A 17,126-nucleotide genomic window follows, 5' to 3' on the forward strand; every position below is an offset into this window, starting at 1 on the left:
CTTTGTCACCGGCAACCGCAACGGTCCTGAGTTACGGTGCCCACCGTGGCCCTTCCAGCGGCGACACGGCCGCCTGGCTGACCCTGGTGGTCTCCACGGCCACCCTGCTGCTCGTGCGCGGCCCCTACGAACGCGGCACGGGCCTCACGGACGCCATCGACTCGACCGTCCTGAGCGCCACCCTCACCACCCGGCCCGGCCTGGCACTGCTGGCCCGGCCGGCACTCCTGGCGGCGGCGTTCTTCCTCGTACGCCGCTCAGCTCGCCGTACCACCCACCCCGCACCCGGCATCGCGCTCTCCGTCGCGCTGGCCGTCAGCGAACTGCGCCTCACCTTCACCCTGCGCGCCCACACCCCGGCCAACTCGTGGCCGGTCGAAGGAAGCGCGGAATGCGTGACGAACCTCTGGACGAGCCCCTGGCGGAGTGGGCCCGGCGGCGGGACGAGCGAAGGGTGGCCGAGCGGCAGATCACCGGCACGCGCCGTGCGGTCCCCCTGCGCTCCGGCCCTCGTGCCTCCCACATCGACCCCGACGGTCCCCGCGCTCCTCGAATGGAACGGCACGGCGTGGGAGACGGTCGGCGTTGCCGCCAACGCGGCCGAGGCCCGAAAGTTTCCGGGTCACGTATGTGCCCCGGCACCGGAGGGCGCCTCGGGCGGTCGGCCCACCGGTCAGGAGCCCGGAACAGGTCGTCATCGAAAGCCCTGACCAGCCGAAGCAGGGGCACGGTCGACCCTGTTGGTTTCTGTGGCCACCCCTGCCGGTTATCTCCATCACACCCGATTGTGACGGTTACGTTTCAACAAACAGTGACGTCCGCCCTTGACGTATGACCAGACATGCGGCTGTTATTACGCCACCCTCGTGTTCGGTCAGGTTGATTTCTGATTGGTTTCGACCAATTTCGGGCCGGACCCCTGTTCCCCCAGGAGCCGTCATGCACAGAACTCCCTCCGGTCTCACCCTCCCGAGCCCGAGCCGCCGTACCCTCCTGCGCGGCGTGGGCGGCGCAGCCGTTCTCGGTGCCGGCATACCCCTGCTCAGCGCCTGCGGGGGCAGTGGAACCGCCGCCGACCCGAAGACCGTCACGCTCGGCTCCAAGGCGTCCGACCCGGTGCCGAAGAAGGCGTTCGCCGACATCTACGCGGCGTTCACCAAGGAGTCCGGGCTCACGGTCGACGTGAACACCAAGGACTCCAACACGTTCCAGGAGCAGATCAACTCCTACCTCCAGGGCACGCCGGACGACGTGTTCACCTGGTTCGCCGGCTACCGGATGCAGTTCTTCGCGGCCAAGGGCCTCGCCACCCCGACCGACGACGTGTGGGAGAAGATCGGCGGGAACTTCCCCGAGGCGATGAAGGCGCTCAGCAAGGGCGAGGACGGCAAGTACTACCTCGTGCCGCTCTACACGTACCCCTGGGCCGTCTTCTACCGCAGGAGCGTGTTCGAGGAGAAGGGGTACGAAGTCCCGACGACCTGGGACGACTTCATCGCCCTGTGCAAGCAGATGCAGAAGGACAAGCTCGTCCCGATCGCCTTCGGCGACAAGGACGCCTGGCCCGCGCTCGGCACCTTCGACCAGATCAACTTCCGTGCCAACGGCTACGACTTCCACGTCGAGCTGATGGCGGGCAAGGCCTCCTGGACCGACGCCAAGGTCCGCAAGACCTTCGACCTGTGGACCGAGATCCTCCCCTACCACCAGGAAGGCGCCGTCGGCCGCACCTGGCAGGACGCCGCCCAGACCCTGGCCTCCAAGAAGGCCGGCATGTATCTGATGGGTTCGTTCGTCGCCCAGCAGTTCACCGACAAGACCGCCCTTGAGGACCTCGACTTCTTCGCCTTCCCGGAGATCGACCCTGCCTACGGCCAGGACACCGTCGAGGCGCCGACCGACGGCTTCATGATGAGCAAGAGCCCGAAGAACAAAACGGGTTCGCTCAAGCTCCTGGAGTACCTGGGCACGCCGGCCGCCGAGGAGATCTACCTCAAGTCGGACCCGAGCGTCGTCGCCGCCTCCACCAAGGCCGACACCGCCTCGTACACGCCCCTTCAGAAGAAGGCGTACGACATGATCGCGGACGCCAAGAACCTCACCCAGTTCATGGACCGCGACAGCCGTCCGGACTTCACCTCCACGGTGATGCAGCCCGCGCTGCAGAAGTTCGTCCGCGACCCCAAGGGCGTCGACAGCCTGCTCTCGTCCATCGAGCGCCAGAAGAAGACGATCTTCGCGTCCTCATGACCACGGACATCACCCAGGAGAACCCGGAGGCGGCCGCCGTGCCGCCTCCGGGCGCTGCCCCCGCCAAGAAGCAGAAGGTGCCCACGGGCCACCGCCGTCTGCTCACCCGTCGCGACCGGCTCACGCTGGGCCTGATGGCGACCCTGCCGACGATCCTGCACATCACCCTGGTGTGGGTGACCGCGCTCGCCTCCGTCGCGCTCGCCTTCACCACCTGGGACGGCATCGGCTTCGACGCGATCCACTGGGTCGGCCTGCAGAACTTCAAGGAACTGTTCGAGCAGAACCCGCAGTTCTGGCCGGCCGTGCAGCACAACGTCATCTGGTTCGTCGTGCTGATCGTGATCCCGACGCCGCTCGGCCTGTTCCTGGCCGTGCAGCTGGACAAGAAGATCCGCTTCAGCCGCGTCTACCAGACGGCGTTCTTCCTGCCGGTCGTGATGTCCATGGCCGTCATCGGTTTCGTCTGGCAGCTCGTCTACAACCCCGACACCGGCCTGATCAACAGCATCATCGGGGCCAACGAGCCCGGCAAGTACATCGACTGGATCGGCGACCCGGACCTCAACCTGTGGGCGATCCTCGTCGCCGCGTCCTGGCGCCACACCGGCTACATGATGATCCTCTACCTGGCCGGCCTGAAGGGCGTCGACCCCTCCCTGCGCGAGGCCTCCGCGATCGACGGCGCCAACGAGTGGCAGACGTTCAAGAACGTCGTCTTCCCGGCGCTGCGCCCGACCAACACGGTCGTCCTGGTCGTCACCATCATCGAGGCGCTGCGCGCCTTCGACCTCGTCTACGTCTTCAACGGCGGCGCCGAGGGCACCGAGCTGCTGTCCATCCTGGTGACCACCAACATCATCGGTGAGTCGAGCCGTATCGGATACGGATCGGCGATCGCCGTCGTCCTGCTGCTGATCTCGCTCGTCGTGATCGTTCCCTACCTGGTGAGCACCTTCCGGAAGGAGCGGCGGGCATGAGCACAGCGACAGTCCCTTCGACGACTGCGACGGCTTCGAAGACCGCGAAGACCGCGAAGAAGCGCGGGCCGGTCCGGCCCGGCCGCGTCCTGCTGCACGTCGTCCTCGTCACCATGGCGCTGGCCTGGCTGGCCCCGCTGCTCTGGGCGATCTACGCGGCCCTGCGCCCGTACGCCGAGACCAGCGAGAAGGGGTACGTGTCCCTCCCGGACACGCTCAACTTCGACAACTTCACCAACGCGTTCACGCAGTCGGACATGACGCACTACTTCGTGAACACGCTGGTGATCGCCGTCCCGGCGGTGCTGCTGACCCTGTTTCTGTCGTCGATGGTGGCGTTCTACGTCAGCCGCTTCGACTTCCGGGTCAACCTGGCCCTGCTGCTGGTCTTCACGGCCGGCAACCTGCTGCCCCAGCAGGTCATCATCACCCCGCTGTACCGGCTGTACCTCCTGGTGGACCTGCCCGGCATCACGATGAGCGGCAAGCTGTACGACTCCGCTCTCGGGCTCGTGCTCATCCACGTGGCGTTCCAGTCGGGCTTCTGCGCGTTCGTGCTGAGCAACTACATGAAGATGCTCCCGCACGAGCTGACCGAGGCCGCGCTGGTCGACGGCGCGTCGGTGTGGCGGCTGTACTGGCAGATCACCCTGCCGCTGTGCAAGCCCGCGATGGCGGCGCTGGCCACCCTGCTGTCCATCTGGATCTACAACGACTTCTTCTGGGCCCTGGTCCTGATCTCCACCGGCGAGAACATGCCGATCACCTCGGCGCTGAACAACCTCTCCGGCCAGTACTTCACCGACCCCAACCTGGTCGCCGCCGGCGCCCTGCTCACCGCGATCCCGACGCTGATCGTCTACTTCCTGCTCCAGCGGCAGTTCGTCAGCGGCCTCACGCTCGGCGCCAACAAGGGCTGACAACCCGTTTCGAAAAGGGCTGACACCCAGCCCTTTCGAGTCTTGCCGGGCCTTTTCGAAAGAGAACCACCGTGTACCACCCCTTCACGCCGCTGGCCTTCGTGCCCGTGGACGTCACCCGAGCCCGCGTCCACGAGGAGGGCTGGCAGTCCTGGAGCCCCAGCGGCGCCTACGCCCTCACCGACCGGCCGTACCGCCCGACCAACGCCAACTGGGCGACCGTCTGCTACCGGCCCGGCGTCACCGTCCCCGAGGGCACCTTCCAGGGCGAGGGCCTGCTCGCCCTGGACCCGGGCGACGGCACACCGGTCCGCCTGTGGGCGGCGGCCGACCCGACCCGCGAGGTCCCGTCGATCCGGCTGGCCGTCGCGGACGGCATCGCGGAGGTGAGCGCGAACGGCCCGGTGAAGGAGTGGACCGGCGCGGACATCCAGTCGGTGCTGGCCGACTGGGCCTCGGCCCTGGGCCTCGACGCCCCCCGCCCCGCCCCCACGGTCTGGTGCTCCTGGTACGAGTACTTCACCGCCGTCACCGAGGACGACATCCACGAGAACCTCCGTGCGATGGACACCCTCGACCTGCCCATCGACGTCGTCCAGATCGACGACGGCTACCAGAGCGCCCTCGGCGACTGGCTCACCCTCTCCGGCCGCTTCCGCTCCCGCGAGGGCATCGCCGACGCGATCCGCGCCCGGGGCCGCAGGGCGGGCATCTGGACGGCCCCGTTCCTGGTGGACCCGAAGAGCGCCCTGGCCGCCGAGCACCCGGAGTGGCTGGTCAAGGACGCGACCGGCGGCTTCCTCCACGCGGGCGTCAACTGGGGCCACGACCTGCATGTCCTGGACACCACCCACCCCGGGGCGGCGGCGTACCTGACGGAGGTCTTCCGCACCCTGCGCGCCGAGGGCTACGACTACTTCAAGGTCGACTTCCTCTACGCGGGTGCCCTGGACGGCGTACGGCACGCGGACGTGGACGCGCTGACGGCGTACCGCTCCGGCATCGAGCTGATCCGCGAGGCGATCGGGGCCGAGGCGTATCTGCTGGGCTGCGGCGCGCCGATCCTCCCGTCCATCGGCCTGTTCGACGCGATGCGGGTCAGCCCGGACACGGCACCGCACCGCCGCCCCGAGGCCGACGACTACAGCCAGCCCGGCCAGGACCCCGCCGAGTTCACCGGCGCCGGACGGCAGTGGCAGCACGGCCGTCTCTGGATCAACGACCCCGACTGCCTGATGGCCCGCCCGGCCGTCGAGACCCGCGAGCGCTGGGCGGCGCACGTCGAGGCGACCGGCGGCCTGATGGCCTCCAGCGACCGCCTGCTGTCCCTGGACGAGTGGGGCGTGGCCACCACCCGCCGCCTGCTGGAAGGTGACCGATGAAGCCCGAGCTCAAGCTCCCCGGCATCGCCTACGGCGGTGACTACAACCCCGAGCAGTGGCCCGAGGAGGTCTGGGCCGAGGACATGCGCCTGATGCGCGAGGCCGGGGTCACCATGGTCAGCGTCGGCATTTTCTCCTGGGCGCTGCTGGAGCCGGCCGAGGGGGAGTACGACTTCTCCCGCATGGACAAGATCCTCGACCTGCTGCACGAGAACGGCATCGCCGCCGACCTGGCCACCCCGACGGCGGCCCCACCGGCCTGGTTCTTCCGGAAGCACCCCGAGGCGCTCCCGGTGGACCGGGACGGCCGCAGGCTGTCGTACGGCAGCCGTCAGACGTTCTGCCCGAGCAGCCCGGCGTACCGCAGGGCGGCCCTCAGGATCACCCGCGCGATCGCCGACCGCTACGCCGGGCACCCGGCGCTGGCGATGTGGCACGTCCACAACGAGTACGGCTGCCACAACGCCGAGTGCTACTGCGACACCAGCGCGGAGGCGTTCCGGGGCTGGCTGCGCTCGCGCTACGCGGACCTGGCGGCGCTGAACGAGGCCTGGGGCACCACGTTCTGGAGCCAGTGGTACTACGACTGGGACGAGATCCTCCCCCCGCGCGCCACCGGCGCGGTCCCCAACCCCACCCACCAGCTGGACTGGCGCCGCTTCTGCTCGGACGAGCTGCTCTCGCTGTACGTGGCGGAACGGGACATCCTGCGTACGGCGGCCCCGTCGATCCCCGCCACCACCAACTTCATGGTGATGTACAACTTCGACGCGCTGGACTACTGGCGGTGGGCCCCGCACCTGGACGTGCTGTCGAACGACCACTACCTGCAGTCCGCGGACCCCGAGTCGCAGATCGACATCGCCCTCAGCGGCGACCTGATGCGCTCGCTGGCGGGCGGACCGTGGCTGCTGATGGAGCACTCCACGGGCGCGGTGAACTGGCAGCCGGTCAACCGCGCGAAGGGCCCGGGCGAGCTGCGCCGCAACGCCCTGGCGCATGTGGCGCGCGGCGCGGACGGCATCGCGTACTTCCAGTGGCGGGCGGCCAAGGCGGGCGCCGAGCAGTGGCACTCGGCGATGCTTCCGCACGCGGGTACGGACAGCCGGATCTGGCGTGACGTGGTCGCGTTGGGCGCCGATCTGAGGGCGCTGGCGGAGGTGCGGGGCAGCACAGGCGTGGCGGAAGTGGCCATCGTCTGGGACTGGGACGCCCGTTGGGCGGTGGAACTGCCGTCCCAGCCGAGCGAGCAGGTGCGCTTCCAGGAGCTGGTGCGCGCCTGGTACGAGCCGCTGTGGCGCGCGGGCGTCGCGGTGGACTTCGTACGCCCGGACGCGGACCTGTCGCCGTACCGTCTGATCCTGGCCCCGAGCCTGTACCTGGTGGACGACGCGGGCGCGGCGAACCTGACCGCCTTCGCGGAGCGCGGCGGCACCCTGGCCGTCGGCTTCCACAGCGGGGCGGTCGACGAGAACTGCCACGTCCGGCTCGGCGGTTACCCCGGCGCGTTCCGGGAGGCGCTGGGCGTGCGCACCGACGAGGTGTTTCCGCTGCTGCCGGGGGAGTCGGTGGGCCTGAGCGGGGGCGGTACGGGGACCCTGTGGTCGGAGCGGGTACGCCTGTCCGGCGCCGAGCCGGTCGCGTCGTACACGTCCGGCCCGCTGACCGGCGTACCGGCGGTGACCCGCAACAGCCATGGTGCGGGGGCGACTTGGTATGTGGCCACGCTTCCCGACCCGGAGACCCTGGCCGCGCTCCTGGACCGCATCCGCACGGAGGCGGGCGTGGCGCCGGTGCGCGAGACCGCTCCCGGCGTGGAGGCGGTCCTGCGCCGGGGCGGGGACGCCGACTACCTCTTCCTCATCAACCACACCGACGCGGCCGCGGAGGTCGCCGTGGCGTCCGACGCCACGGAACTCCTCACGGGCAAGCAGGCGCCCGGGTCGGTCACGGTGCCGGCGGGGGAGACGGTGGTCGTACGGGAGCCGCGCGGGGTCTGAGGGCACCCCGGCGGCGCCATCCGGTCAGGCATCCCCCGGCGGCACCATCCGTCAGGACGGGTGGTGCCGCCGGGGGAACAATGGGGAGCGTGCCGGAACTGCCGGACGTCGAGGGATTCCGGCGGGTGTTCGCCTCCTGTGCGCAGGGCAGGGTCATCCGGCGCGTCGACGTGCGTGACACGGGCGTCCTGCACGGCGTGAGCGCGCGACGGCTGCGCGAGGCGCTGGAGGGCCGCCGGTTCACCGGGCTCGAACGGCACGGCAAGTGGCTGCTCGCCCGCACCGGCGGCGGCCACACCCTCCTGCTGCACTTCGGCATGACCGGCCGACTGGTCTGCGACCACCCCGACGCGGCCGCCGCACCCCACGACCGCGTCCTGTTCACCGTCGGCCGCGACCGCCAGCTCCGCTTCCGCGACCAGCGCAAGCTCCAGGGCCTGTGGCTGGCCGACGACGCCGAGGTCGAACGGTTGCGGGAGCGTCAGGGCCCCGACGCGCTGGCGGTGGACCGCGAGGAGTTCGAGGCCGCGCTCACCGCACGCCGCGGCGCTCTCAAGGCCGCGCTCATCGACCAGTCCGTCCTGGCCGGCCTTGGCAATCTGCTCGCCGACGAGATCCTGTGGCGGGCGCGGCTGCGCCCCACCGTCCGGGCGAGCGATCTCGGTCAGGCCGACCGCCGCCGCCTGCACACCGAGATGCGCCGCACCCTGCGCTCGGCGGTCACCGAGGGCTGCGTACCGCCGCGCGACTCCTGGCTCACCGGCCACCGCGACGACCCGGACCCGCACTGCCCCCGCTGCGGCACCCCCTTGCGCCGGTCCCGCGTCGCGGGCCGGACGACCGTGTGGTGCCCGCGCTGCCAGCCGGGGGACTCCTGACGAGGGCCGGGTGCGGCCCGGACGCTGTCCCTGCTGTGGTGTCCCCTTGGGGACTCCTGACGAGGCCGGGTGCGGCCCGCCTCGGGACCGGTCCCGAGCGAGCCGGGTCACAGTGGGCGGCGGACACGTTGACCTGCGAGACACGCGAGGCAGCATGGAAACCGCACAGGTGGCCGGATGAGTGATCCCCGGCTCGACCGGCTGACCGCCAGACTCACGGACACCTCCAAGATGTTCGGGCCGCGACGGCGCCGACGGGCGGCGGAGGAGCTGTCCACGCTCGGCACGGCCGCCGCGGCCGCCGTGCTCGCCGAGGCGCTCGTACGTTCCTCGGACCCGGTCGTCGGCGAGATCGCGCGCGGCGCCCTGGAGGGCGTCCAGGAGCAGGACGCGATCGACGCCGTGGCGGACGTGATGCTCTCGACCGGCGACGAGGTCCTCGCCCGCCTGCTGGCGCGGGCGCCCCGGGCGCCCTCGGACCCCGGCCGGCATGCCGTGGCGCTGTTCCTGGCCGGTGAGTTCGACCGGTACGCCGATCTCGACTTCGACGGGAGCCTGCTGCGCGGCGTCCACGCCGGGGCCGAGGCGGCGCTGCGGCGGCGGCTGGCCGAGAAGGCGCGCGCGGGGGGACGCCTGGAGTGGGTGCGGGCGGTCGCCGACGGGGCCGTGCGCCAGGCCGGACGGGTGTCCGACATCGAGTGGGACGCGGTGGTCCAGACGCTGTCGGGTGCGCAGCGGTGGGACGAGCTGTGGCGGCTGGCGTTCGACGCCCCGGCGGCGCGGGCGGCGGCGGTCATCCGGATGGTGGGGGACGCCCGCTGGCGACTGCCCGACACGGACCCGGCCGGCTACCAGGAGCTGGTGCGGCTGGCGAGACGCGCCTGCGCCGCGGAACTTCCCGGCACGACCCCGTTCGGCGAGCGGCAGGCACAGGTCATCTCCTCGCTCTCCGACATCCAGTCCCTGACCGTGACCCGCGACGGCGAACAGGTGATCAGCGGCAGCAGCAGGGGCGACGCACTGCTGTGGCACGTCCCCACGGGATCACCGGTGGGGCCGCTCGCGTTCAGCGGCTCGAAGCGCGTCCTGACGATGGCGACCACCCCCGACGAAAAGCTGCTGATCACGGGAGACCTGGGCGGCGGGATCAAGGTCTGGGACCTGCGCTCGCGCAGCGTGATCGGGGAGTACTCCCACACCATGGCCAAGCGCAACGTGGTGCTGGGCCGCAATCTCCTGGCGGTCGCGCTGTCCCCGGACGCCGATCTGCTGGCCAGCAGTGGCTACGGCCCCAACGTGCAGTTGTGGCGCGTGTCCTCGGGCAGGCTGACCCGGACCACCACCCTGAAGGCCGACGAGCTGTGGGTGCCGTGCCTGGCCGTGACGCCGGACGGGAGCATGCTCGTCAGCGGCGGCCAGAAGGGCAATCTGCGTCTGTGGCGGCTGCCCGGCGGGGAGCCGATCCGCGCCCTGGAGGGCCACACCGACCATGTCGGCTCCCTGGCGATCACCCCGGACGGTTCGCTGCTGGCCACCGGCGGTTACGACCGCACCGTCCGGCTGTGGCACCTGCCCTCGGGCGAACCCGCGGGCGTGCTCAGGGGGCACACGCAGCTCATCCGGGCGCTGGCCATGACACCGGACGGCAAGCTGCTCGCCAGCGCCGGCCAGGACAGCGTCGTACGGCTGTGGCATCTGCCGTCGGGCGAGCCGGCCGGGCAACTCCGGGGCCACCGCGGCACGGTCGAGGCCCTGGCGGTGAGCCCCGACGGTTCGCTCCTGGCCAGCGGATCGAGTGACGGGCGCATGCTCTGGTGGACCCGCAAACTCTCGCAGCTCGACGCCTTGGTCCGCACCCCCCTCGGCGAGGTCGACCCCGCCCGGATACGCCGCTTCAGGGGGTCGTACGACCGCTTCACCTCGGCCGAACGCGCCTGGTTCGACCTGATCGCAGCACTCGTCCGGTGGCGCCACCGGCACGACGTCGAACTCCTCGACGCGTCGTACGACGACCAGGCCGCGGCGCACGACGTCGAGTTGAGCGACGACGTGAGCGAGGGCACCGCGCGGGACCCCAACCGGACCCCGCACCGGCCCCGGCGCAAACGGAAGGGGAGGCGGTGAGCGCCATGACGAAGGCCACCCGGATGCTGCGCAGGCTGCTGCCGGGAAGGACGGACGAAACCCTGCGACTGCGCAGCGAGTTGAGACAGGCCCGGCTGGAGATCGCCGAACGCGACCGGACCGTCGAGCGGCTGCGCGCCGAACTCGCCCGGGCCCGCGCGGGCGCGGAGGAGGGCGCCCGGCAGCGGACCCGCGCCGACCTGGAGCAGCTGGTCACGACAATCGGCTCGCCCCTGGTGCAGTTGTCGACGCAGGCGCACCTGCACCGTTCGGGCACCGCGCAGCTGCGCACCGGTGACGTCGTGGAGGTCGGCACCCGGCTGCTGCGGCTGCTGCGTGACGTGGGCGTCGACACCGTCGGCGAGCCCGGCGCCGCGCAGCCGTTCGACCCGGATCTGCACGAGCCGCTGAGCGCGGCGGTGGCACCGGCGCCGGGAGAGCCGGTGCTGGTCCGGGTGGTGGGGCTGTCCTGCGACGGGCGGATCGTGCGCAAGGCCGGTGTGGACGTCCGCGACGGAAGCGACGACAAGGAGGAGCACTGATGGCGGGCCGGCTGGGCGTCGACTTCGGGACGAGCAACACGGTCGTGGCCGTCTGGGACGAGGGGACCGGCCAGGGCGTCACCGTCGGCATCCCCGACTACGGGCGGCTGCTCGGACACGGCGCCCACCGGGTGCCGGTGGTGCCGTCGCTGATCCACTACGCCGAGGACGGACGGCAGTTCCTCGGCGACCAGGTGCTGTCGGCGGGCAAGTACCACGCGGCGGGCACCTTCCGCTGGATGAAGCGCTACGTCTCCAACCGCAGCCCGCAGAAGATGACGGTGAACGGCCGTCAGGTGTCGCCCGCCGAGGCCGGCCACGACTTCCTGTCCACCGTGCTGACGTTCGCCGCCGTCGAGGCGGGCACCGAGGGCGAGGAGATCGCCCTGACCGCCCCCGTCGAGTCGTTCGAGCACTACGAGGACTGGCTGGCCGAGGCGGCCGAGCGGGCGGGCATGCCCCGTTTCCGGCTGATCGACGAGCCGTCGGCGGCCGCGCTCGGCTACGGCGCGCACATCCGGCCCGGCCACGCCTACCTGATGTTCGACTTCGGCGGCGGCACGGTCCAGGCGGCCGTGGTGCGCGTCCAGGACGAGGACGACCGCGCGGGCTCGGGCCGGTACTGCCGGGTGCTGGGCAAGGCGGGCGACGACATCGGCGGCTCCACCATCGACCAGTGGATCTACGAGGAACTGCTGGCGCGCTGCGGCCGCCACGACGGCGAGGAGGACGTCCGCCGGCTCAGCCGGGCCCTGCTGGTGGAGTGCGAGCGCGCCAAGGAGGCCCTGTCCGAGCCGGGCCGCGAACGCGCCGAGATCAGCGTCATGAACCCGGACACCGGGGCCGTGCTCGGCATCGACCTGATCCGCAGCGGCCCGGAGCCCCCCGGCGAGCGCGTGGTGTCGTTCGAGGACCTGCTGGACCGGCGGGACCTGTACTCCCGTATCGACCGGGTGGTCCGCCGTGCCCTGCGGGCGGCCGCCACCCGCGGCTACGACGAGGACGACCTGGCCGCGGTGCTGATGGTCGGCGGCAGCAGCCTGATCCCCTCGGTGCGCCGGACGCTGGAGCGCATCTTCGGCCGTGAGCGGGTCCTCAGCGACCGGCCGCTGGACGCCGTGGCCCGAGGCGCCGCGGCCTTCGCCGCCGGCACGGCCTTCCACGACCACATCCAGCACGACTACGCGGTGCGCTGGTTCGACCGCAAGAGCGGGCGGTACGAGTACCGCACCTGCGTCAAGGCCGGTACGGCCTACCCCACCACCGAGCCGGTGCACACGATGACGGTCCGCGCGACCCACGACGGGCAGCGTGAACTCGGCATCGCCATCTACGAACTCGGCGGCCACCGGCCCGGCGGTGCCGGCGGCGGGACCGAGCTGGTGTGCGACCCGTCGGGCGCCTGGCGGGTCCGGCAGATCTCGGCCGAGGACGACGACGCCCGCAACCGCTTCTGGATCAACGAACAGAGCCCGATGTTCCTGCACGCCAAGCCGCCCGCGTCCGCCGGGCAGGCGCGGTTCCGCGTGGAGTTCGGCATCGACGCCAACAAGCGGCTGCTGCTGACCGCGCACGACCTGGTCAGCGGGCGGGTCACCCACCGCGACTACCCCGTCGTGAAGCTGACGTAGGTCGTGAAACCGATGTCGTGAAACCGATACAGGGAGACGCACATGGAGTTGCAGGAAGTCGAGGTGTTCATCGCACCCGACGGCACCACCAGGATCGAGGTGCGCGGGGTGGCGGGCGCGGGCTGCCTCGACCTCACCGAGGACCTGGAGAAGGCGCTGGGCGGCCGGATCGTGGAACGCGAACTGACCGCCGAGGCCCAGGCGGTGATACAGCAGCGCAACGAGGAACAGCTGCGGCGCGGGCCGGGCTCGTGAACCGGCCACAGCGGGGGCTGCGCATCCACGGCTTCGAGCCGTACAGCGCCGCGAACGGCCCGGGCGTCCGCGCCGTGGTCTGGGTGCAGGGCTGCACGCTCGGCTGCCCCGGCTGCTTCAACCCCGAGACCCATGCACGGGGCGGCGCGGAGACGCCCGTGGACGACCTGTTCGAGCGCATCCGGGGCCTCGGCGACCGCATCGAGGGCGTGACGATCAGCGGCGGCGAGCCGCTTCAGCAGCGCGAACCGGTCCTGCGGCTGCTGGGCCGCATCCGCGCCGAGACCTCCCTGTCGGCCGTCCTGTTCACCGGGTACCGCTGGCCGGAGGTGGCCCGGATGCCGGAGCTGGCTGCCCTGCGCGACCGCGTCGACGTCCTGCTCGCCGGGCGGTACGAGGCGGGGCGGCGCATCGCCCGGGGCCTGCGCGGCTCCGCCAACAAGACGCTGCACCTGTTCGGCGACCGGTACACGCCGCACGATCTCGACGCGGTCCCGGACGCTGAGGTGGTCATCCACCCCGACGGACGGCTGACCCTCACCGGCATCGACCCGCTGGAGGTGGGCGAGTGAAGAAGGAGTACGACGGTATGGGCCCCGTTTCGGGCTTCGAGGGGGAGCTCGATCTCTTCCTGCGGGCGCGCTACACGCTCGTGGTGGTCGTCACCCTGGAGGAGGAACGGGCGCTCAAGGCCATCGCCGAGGTCTGCGAGCGCGGCCGGCGTCCCTGCCTCGCCTGGGATCTGGCGGACGGGTTCGAGGTGCTCAGCGGCAAGCCCGGCAACCTGCCCGTCGCGAAGGACCCGCTGACGGTGATCGAGCAGGTGGAGAAGGCCGACGGCGACATCACCTTCGTACTGAAGGATTTCCACGACTGCTGGTCCAACCCCCAGGTGAAGCGGAAGCTGCGCAACACCGCGCAGCGGCTGAAGTTCACCCGCAAGTCCATCGTCGTCATCTCCCCCACCCGCACGGTCCCCGAAGAGCTCCGCAACGAGACGGAAGTGCTGGAACTCCCGCTGCCCGACGCCGCGCAATTGGACGGCGTGCTCGGCGGGCTCACCAGGACTCCCGGGATCAAGGTCGGCCTCACGCCCGCCGGGCGGGAGAAGCTGGGCCAGGCGGCCCTCGGCATGACGGCCGCCCAGGCCGGCCGCGCCTACGCCAAGGCCATCGTCCGCGACGGCGCCCTGGACGAACGGCACATCGAAGCCGTCGTACGGGAGAAGAAGGAGGTCATCCGGGAGAGCGAGGCGCTGGAGTTCTACCCGGTCCACGAGACCCCCGACGACGTGGGCGGCCTCGACGTACTCAAGCAGTGGCTGCGGCTGCGGGAGCGCGCCTTCACCCAGGAGGCCCGGGACTACGGCCTGCCCGCGCCCAAGGGCATGGCGCTGATCGGCATTCCGGGCACCGGCAAGAGCCTGACCGCCAAGATGATCGGCGGACTGTGGCGGCTGCCGCTGCTGCGGCTCGACGTCGGCGCCCTGTTCGGCTCGCTGGTCGGCGAGGCGGAGGAACGCACCCGCCGGGCGCTCCGGCTCGCCGAGACGGTCGCGCCGTGCGTGGTGTGGATCGACGAGATGGAGAAGGCGCTCGCCCACGGCGGCGGCGACTCGGGCACCAGCACCCGCGTGTTCGGCACGATCCTGACCTGGATGCAGGAGAAGACGGCGCCCTGCTTCGTGGTCGGCACCGCCAACGACGTCTCCAGCCTGCCGCCGGAGGTGCTCCGCAAGGGCCGCTTCGACGAGATCTTCTTCCTCGACCTGCCCACCGCGGAGGAACGCGCCGAGATCTTCTCGGTCCACCTGCGCAAACGCCGGCGGCTGCCGGGCGACTTCGACATCGCGCGGCTGGCGGCACGCTCCGAGGGGTACGTCGGCGCCGAGATCGAGCAGACGATCGTGGACGCGATGTACGTCGGCTTCCACCAGGACCGCGAGTTCACCACCGACGACATCCTCACCGCGCTGGCCCGCCAGGTACCGCTGTCGGTGTCCCAGCGGGAGACGATCGGCGCGCTGCGGTCCTGGATGCGGGAGGGCCGCGCGCAGTCGGCGTCCTTCGACGAGGCGGTGGAGGCGGAACGCCAGTTCGTCGTGCCGCTGGAACCGCTCGGCCACTGAGGCGCCCGCGGATCGGCCGCCCAACCACCTACGGAGACCCCATGTCGCACTTCACCACCATGACCACGCAGCTGACCGACCCGGACGCCCTGCGCGCCGCGCTCGCGGACGTGGGCTACGGCGAGGTGGAACTCCACGACACCCCTCAGCCGCTGTACGGCTACCAGGGCGACGTGCGCTCCGACCGCGCCCACGTCATCGTCCGCCGCGCCCACATCGGCCGGGCCTCCAACGACCTCGGCTTCCTGCACCAGGAGGACGGCCGCTACCGGGCGGTGATCAGCGAGTACGACCGCCGGAAGCACGACGACCACTGGCTGTCCCGCCTGACCGCCCGCCACGCCTACCACCTCACGACCGACACCCTGGCGGCCCAGGGCTTCACCCTGACGGAAGAGACGACGGAACGGGACGGGACGGTCAGGATGGTGCTGCGGCGGTTCCAGTGAGTCGGCGCAGCTACTGGGCGTGGTGGTGGGGACCGCCGCCGCTGTGGGCGAGGGCGCTGGGTGTTCGGCAGCCGACGATCGCCGGTGCCTCCCGGACGAGCCTGTCGTCGGTGAGCGCTTCCACCATGAACAGCGCGAAGTCCACCCGGCGCGTCAGATTGCTGGCCAGCACCGGGTCTCCCACGTGCCGGCTCCACACGGGCAGGCCCTGGCTCTCGCCCTCCTCCAGGCTGCTGCCGCGCACCACGGTCCACCGGGTGTCACTGGCGAAGATCCGCCGGCATGCCTCCACCTGGTCGTCGATCTCGACGGCGCGGACGAGCTTGCCCAGCAGGGCGGCGACCCGGACGCCCAGCGTGAACCACCGCGAGTACCGATCCTTCCCGTCGCGCGTGATGTGCCAGCCGCAGGAGAAGACCAGGCGCGCGCCCGGCGGCGCGTGATCGAGCACCGCCTGCGCCGTGCCTGACGCGTACTGCCGCACGCCCCAGGGCACCAGCACCGTCAACACCCCGTCGCACCCGGCGACGGCACGCCGGATCACTTCCGGATCGTCGGTGGGCCCGGGCACGACGGTGATCCGCCCCTCGAACGCGGCCAGCTTGGGCACGCTGCGCTCCCGGCAGACGCCGACCACCTCGTAGCCGCGGTCCAGCGCGTGCCGGACCATGTACTGCCCGAGCTTCCCCGAAGCCCCGACGATGCAGACCTTCTTGACCCGATCCGTGCCCATGGCGCAGCCCCTCCGCCGGGATGTCTACCTTATGTTGTAAGGCAAGGTAGCCTTATGCTGTAAGGCGGTCAAGGGGGCTTCAAGGAGGTTGGATGCGCGAGGCAGGCAAGGGCAGGGTCCGGCGCGGGGCGTCGGTGTCGACGCGCACCCCGCTCAGTCGCGAGCGCGTGATCCGTACCGCGATGGCGGTCGCGGACGAGAAGGGCTCGGCCTCGCTCACCATGCGGGCCATCGCCGAACCACTGGGCGTCGAAGCGATGTCGCTCTACCACCACGTGGCGGGCCGGGAGGACATCCTCGACGGCATGGTGGACGCGGTGTTCGCCGAGATCGACCTGCCACCGCGCGACACGGGCTGCGACACGGGCTGCGACACAGACTGGAAGAGCGCCATGCGCCATCGCGCGGTCTCCGCCCGCGCCGCCCTCAAGCGCCACCCATGGGCCATCGGCCTGATGGACTCCCGCTCCCAGCCCGGCCCCGCGACCCTGCGCCACCACGACGCCGTCATCGGAGCGCTGCGCTCCGCGGGCTTCTCCGTCCCGATGGCCGCGCACGCCGTCTCGCTGATCGACAGCTACCTGTACGGCTTCGTACTGCAGGAACTGCGCCTGCCGTTCAAAGGCGCGGCGGAACTGAACGAGGTCACGGGCGCCATCCTGCGCGACATGCCCGCCGACGCCTACCCCCACCTCACCGAACTGGCCACCGAGCACGTCCTCAAGCCCGGCTACGACTACGCCGACGAGTTCACCTTCGGCCTCACGCTCATCCTGGACGCCCTCCACCCGGACGAGCCCGCCCACTGAGCCGGTGGGCGTTTGCCGGCCTGGGGGCCGGCAAACGCGTCCTGC

Annotated in this window: 15 protein-coding genes and 1 pseudogene; 15 read left to right on the forward strand and 1 reads right to left on the reverse strand. The window is 71.1% G+C overall.

Features of this window, described 5'->3' with window-relative positions; translation table 11 throughout:
- Nucleotides 1–391 precede the first annotated feature (391 nt).
- The 14 genes and pseudogenes from HJD23_RS44000 (at nt 392) to HJD23_RS21700 (ending at nt 15,539) form a co-directional block, all read left to right on the forward strand.
- A pseudogene (locus HJD23_RS44000) lies at nt 392–710 on the forward strand (DUF6087 family protein).
- Nucleotides 711–939: 229 nt separating this feature from the next.
- Nucleotides 940–2,250 carry an ABC transporter substrate-binding protein gene (locus HJD23_RS21640; RefSeq protein ID WP_171117621.1) on the forward strand — a complete coding sequence of 437 codons (1,311 nt, stop codon included), beginning with the start codon at nt 940–942 and terminating at the stop codon, nt 2,248–2,250.
- Nucleotides 2,247–3,230: a sugar ABC transporter permease gene (locus HJD23_RS21645; protein ID WP_171117623.1), complete on the forward strand. Its 984-nt coding sequence runs from the start codon at nt 2,247–2,249 to the stop codon at nt 3,228–3,230. Before HJD23_RS21640 ends, HJD23_RS21645 begins: the two co-directional genes overlap by 4 nt.
- Nucleotides 3,227–4,150, forward strand: a complete 924-nt coding sequence (locus tag HJD23_RS21650; RefSeq protein WP_171117627.1) for a carbohydrate ABC transporter permease — start codon at nt 3,227–3,229, stop codon at nt 4,148–4,150. The genes HJD23_RS21645 and HJD23_RS21650 overlap by 4 nt, the downstream gene beginning before the upstream one ends.
- Nucleotides 4,151–4,221: 71 nt before the next feature.
- Nucleotides 4,222–5,532: a glycoside hydrolase family 36 protein gene (locus HJD23_RS21655; RefSeq protein WP_171117628.1), complete on the forward strand. Its 1,311-nt coding sequence runs from the start codon at nt 4,222–4,224 to the stop codon at nt 5,530–5,532.
- Nucleotides 5,529–7,532, forward strand: coding sequence for a beta-galactosidase (locus HJD23_RS21660; RefSeq protein ID WP_171117631.1), 2,004 nt, complete (start codon nt 5,529–5,531; stop codon nt 7,530–7,532). Before HJD23_RS21655 ends, HJD23_RS21660 begins: the two co-directional genes overlap by 4 nt.
- A gap of 89 nt (nt 7,533–7,621) precedes the next feature.
- Nucleotides 7,622–8,410, forward strand: coding sequence for a DNA-formamidopyrimidine glycosylase family protein (locus HJD23_RS21665; RefSeq protein ID WP_171117633.1), 789 nt, complete (start codon nt 7,622–7,624; stop codon nt 8,408–8,410).
- Between the two features lie 177 nt (nt 8,411–8,587).
- The gene (locus tag HJD23_RS21670) at nt 8,588–10,534 is read left to right on the forward strand and encodes a WD40 repeat domain-containing protein (protein ID WP_171117634.1); all 1,947 of its coding nucleotides are present in this window, start codon (nt 8,588–8,590) and stop codon (nt 10,532–10,534) included.
- On the forward strand, nt 10,531–11,076 hold the full coding sequence (locus HJD23_RS21675) for a hypothetical protein (RefSeq protein WP_171117637.1): 546 nt from the start codon (nt 10,531–10,533) through the stop codon (nt 11,074–11,076). Before HJD23_RS21670 ends, HJD23_RS21675 begins: the two co-directional genes overlap by 4 nt.
- Nucleotides 11,076–12,707, forward strand: a complete 1,632-nt coding sequence (locus tag HJD23_RS21680; RefSeq protein WP_171117638.1) for an Hsp70 family protein — start codon at nt 11,076–11,078, stop codon at nt 12,705–12,707. Before HJD23_RS21675 ends, HJD23_RS21680 begins: the two co-directional genes overlap by 1 nt.
- Before the next feature lie 42 nt (nt 12,708–12,749).
- A complete protein-coding gene (locus HJD23_RS21685; RefSeq protein ID WP_171117640.1) occupies nt 12,750–12,962 on the forward strand; it encodes a DUF2997 domain-containing protein in 213 nt (70 codons plus the stop codon).
- Nucleotides 12,959–13,534, forward strand: a complete 576-nt coding sequence (locus HJD23_RS21690; RefSeq protein ID WP_171117643.1) for a 4Fe-4S single cluster domain-containing protein — start codon at nt 12,959–12,961, stop codon at nt 13,532–13,534. Before HJD23_RS21685 ends, HJD23_RS21690 begins: the two co-directional genes overlap by 4 nt.
- 17 nt (nt 13,535–13,551) lie before the next feature.
- Complete coding sequence (locus HJD23_RS21695) at nt 13,552–15,090, forward strand: AAA family ATPase (protein ID WP_171117646.1); 1,539 nt, start codon at nt 13,552–13,554, stop codon at nt 15,088–15,090.
- 41 nt (nt 15,091–15,131) lie between these two features.
- Entirely contained in the window at nt 15,132–15,539 is a 408-nt protein-coding gene (locus HJD23_RS21700; RefSeq protein WP_171117648.1) for a DUF1257 domain-containing protein, read from the forward strand.
- Nucleotides 15,540–15,549: 10 nt separating this feature from the next.
- Here the strand turns inward: HJD23_RS21700 and HJD23_RS21705 are convergent, their stop codons facing one another.
- Nucleotides 15,550–16,272, reverse strand: coding sequence for an NAD(P)H-binding protein (locus HJD23_RS21705; RefSeq protein ID WP_171117649.1), 723 nt, complete (start codon nt 16,270–16,272; stop codon nt 15,550–15,552).
- 182 nt (nt 16,273–16,454) lie between these two features.
- Between HJD23_RS21705 and HJD23_RS21710 the strand changes: the two genes are divergently transcribed.
- A complete protein-coding gene (locus tag HJD23_RS21710; RefSeq protein ID WP_197973492.1) occupies nt 16,455–17,081 on the forward strand; it encodes a TetR/AcrR family transcriptional regulator C-terminal domain-containing protein in 627 nt (208 codons plus the stop codon).
- Nucleotides 17,082–17,126: the final 45 nt, after the last annotated feature.

The sequence above is a fragment of the Streptomyces sp. Z423-1 genome (genome assembly GCF_013009255.1).
Taxonomy (GTDB): Bacteria; Actinomycetota; Actinomycetes; order Streptomycetales; family Streptomycetaceae; genus Streptomyces; species Streptomyces gossypiisoli.

Excerpts from the sequence above, each read along its gene's own strand:
- HJD23_RS21705 (WP_171117649.1), bottom strand. The coding sequence starts at position 16,272 with ATGGGCACGGATCGGGTCAAGAAGGTCTGCATCGTCGGGGCTTCGGGG.
- HJD23_RS21660 (WP_171117631.1), top strand. The coding sequence starts at position 5,529 with ATGAAGCCCGAGCTCAAGCTCCCCGGCATCGCCTACGGCGGTGACTAC.
- HJD23_RS21685 (WP_171117640.1), top strand. The coding sequence starts at position 12,750 with ATGGAGTTGCAGGAAGTCGAGGTGTTCATCGCACCCGACGGCACCACC.
- HJD23_RS21645 (WP_171117623.1), top strand. The coding sequence starts at position 2,247 with ATGACCACGGACATCACCCAGGAGAACCCGGAGGCGGCCGCCGTGCCG.
- HJD23_RS21640 (WP_171117621.1), top strand. The coding sequence starts at position 940 with ATGCACAGAACTCCCTCCGGTCTCACCCTCCCGAGCCCGAGCCGCCGT.
- HJD23_RS21700 (WP_171117648.1), top strand. The coding sequence starts at position 15,132 with ATGTCGCACTTCACCACCATGACCACGCAGCTGACCGACCCGGACGCC.
- HJD23_RS21680 (WP_171117638.1), top strand. The coding sequence starts at position 11,076 with ATGGCGGGCCGGCTGGGCGTCGACTTCGGGACGAGCAACACGGTCGTG.
- HJD23_RS21695 (WP_171117646.1), top strand. The coding sequence starts at position 13,552 with ATGGGCCCCGTTTCGGGCTTCGAGGGGGAGCTCGATCTCTTCCTGCGG.
- HJD23_RS21670 (WP_171117634.1), top strand. The coding sequence starts at position 8,588 with ATGAGTGATCCCCGGCTCGACCGGCTGACCGCCAGACTCACGGACACC.
- HJD23_RS21650 (WP_171117627.1), top strand. The coding sequence starts at position 3,227 with ATGAGCACAGCGACAGTCCCTTCGACGACTGCGACGGCTTCGAAGACC.
- HJD23_RS21710 (WP_197973492.1), top strand. The coding sequence starts at position 16,455 with ATGGCGGTCGCGGACGAGAAGGGCTCGGCCTCGCTCACCATGCGGGCC.